Annotated in this window: 1 protein-coding gene; it reads right to left on the bottom strand. The window is 57.3% G+C overall.

Going from position 1 to position 1908, the window contains the following annotated elements; all coding sequences use genetic code 11:
• Positions 1 to 1908, bottom strand: a 1908-nt coding sequence (gene hrpA, locus RR877_RS09055) for an ATP-dependent RNA helicase HrpA (protein WP_332627974.1), incomplete at both ends; no start/stop codon positions are given.

Below are 1908 nucleotides of genomic sequence, written 5' to 3' on the forward strand. Positions count from 1 at the left end.
GCTTTGGCAACCGTTGTGAGCAGGTTGCCCTGTGGTGTTTCGGGCAAGGTGGCTGCGGCCTTTGCTGCCCAGTCCGCTGCCGGAACGACTTGCCTTCTAATGTTCTTCGGCAGCGTCTTGATCAGGCCCGTGATGAGTTCGAGGCGAAGGCCTGGAACCAGCCACTCAAAGGGTTCTGGGTCGAGGCGCGCCAAGAGAGGCAGCGGAACTTCAACAGTGACGCCGTCATCTTCACGGCCTGGTTCGAAGCGATACTTCAGCTTGAGCTTCTGGTCGCCATAGACCCACTCCGAGGGGAATTCATTCTCGTCGTGCTCTGCTTCTGTTTCTTCCAGCAGATCAGCACGCTGCATGGTCAGGAAGTCAGGGTTGGTCGCGCGTTCCTTCTTCCACCAGCCTTCAAAGCTTCGGGTGGAGAGGACGTCAGCTGGAATGCGCTGGTCATAGAAGGCGAAGACAACTTCGTCGTCTGCCAAGATGTCTCTTCTTCTGGAGCGCTCTTCAAGTTCTTCGAGCTGTCTGCGAAGTGCTCGGTTACTGCGGTCGAATGCCTGCTTGGAATCCCATTCTCCGTCGACGAGTGCATGCCGAATAAAGAGTTCACGGCAGAGTTCTGGATCAACTCTGGAATACTGCATTCTTCTGTGGGCCACGAGAGTGACTCCAAAGAGCGTCACGCGCTCATAGGCAACAACAGCTCCTTGGTTCTTCTCCCAATGAGGTTCGCTATAGCTGCGCTTGCAGAGATCTCCCGCAATCTTTTCTGCCCAGCCAGGATCGATAGCTGCGTTCGTGCGGGCAAAGAGCCTGCTGGTTTCCACCAGCTCCGCGCTCATCACGGCAGCAGGTGGTTTCTTAGCTAGGGCAGAACCCGGGAAGATAACGAACTTCTGGTTCCGTGCCCCCATGAACTCATGCTGTTGTTTGCGAGGGCTGTTGTGTGCTCCTCGCTTGTCTCCGAGCTTGTTGTCACTGACCTGCTTGAGGCCAATGTGGGAAAGAAGGCCGGAAAGTAGCGACTTGTGAATGCCGTCGGGGTCAATCTTGGGCTCGCCCAGAGACAGACCCAGCGGCTTGGTCAGTGTCTTCAGCTGGCGATAGACGTCATTCCACTCGCGCACGCGCAGGTAGTTCAAGAACTCTGCTTTACACATCCGGCGGAAGGCACTGGACGAGAGTTCTTTCTGCTTCTCTTCGAGGTAGTTCCAGAGGTTGAGCAGCGAGAGGAAGTCACTCGTGGGGTCTGTGAAGCGCGCATGGGAGAGATCTGCTTGCGGTCTCTTCTCGAGTGGACGCTCTCTCGGGTCCTGCACAGTGAGCCCCGCCACAATGGCCATCACTTCTCGGGTGACGCCGTGGTTTCTGGATTCCAGCACCATGCGGGCAAAGCGGGGCTCAATGGGCAGCCGGGAGAGATCCACGCCAATCTTGGTGAGCTTGGTCGCCCCCGTGTTGTTCTGGATGGCGCCGAGCTCTTTGAGCAGGTCCAGGCCGTCCTTGACGCCTCTCGAGTCAGGTGTTTGTAGGAAAGGGAACTGGGAAATGTCACCCAGTCCTAGTGAGGCCGCTTGCAGAATCACCGAGGCGAGATTGGTGCGCAAGATTTCGGGGTCGGTGAATTCTGGGCGGCGCTCGAAGTCTTCTTCTGAGTAGAGGCGGATGGCAATACCGTCACTGGTTCGACCACAACGACCTGAGCGCTGGTTTGCACTGGCTTGAGAGATCGCCTCAATCGGCAGGCGCTGCACCTTGGCTCGGGGGGAATATCTCGAGATGCGGGCTGTTCCGGCATCAACGACATATTTGATGCCGGGGACTGTGAGGCTGGTCTCGGCCACGTTCGTGGCCAAGATGATGCGTCTGCGCAGGCCTGCCACCTTGCTGGGTTCAAAGACTTTGTGCTGATCT

It is taken from the genome of Aurantimicrobium sp. (assembly GCF_036667855.1).
In the GTDB taxonomy this organism is placed as follows: domain Bacteria; phylum Actinomycetota; class Actinomycetes; order Actinomycetales; family Microbacteriaceae; genus Aurantimicrobium.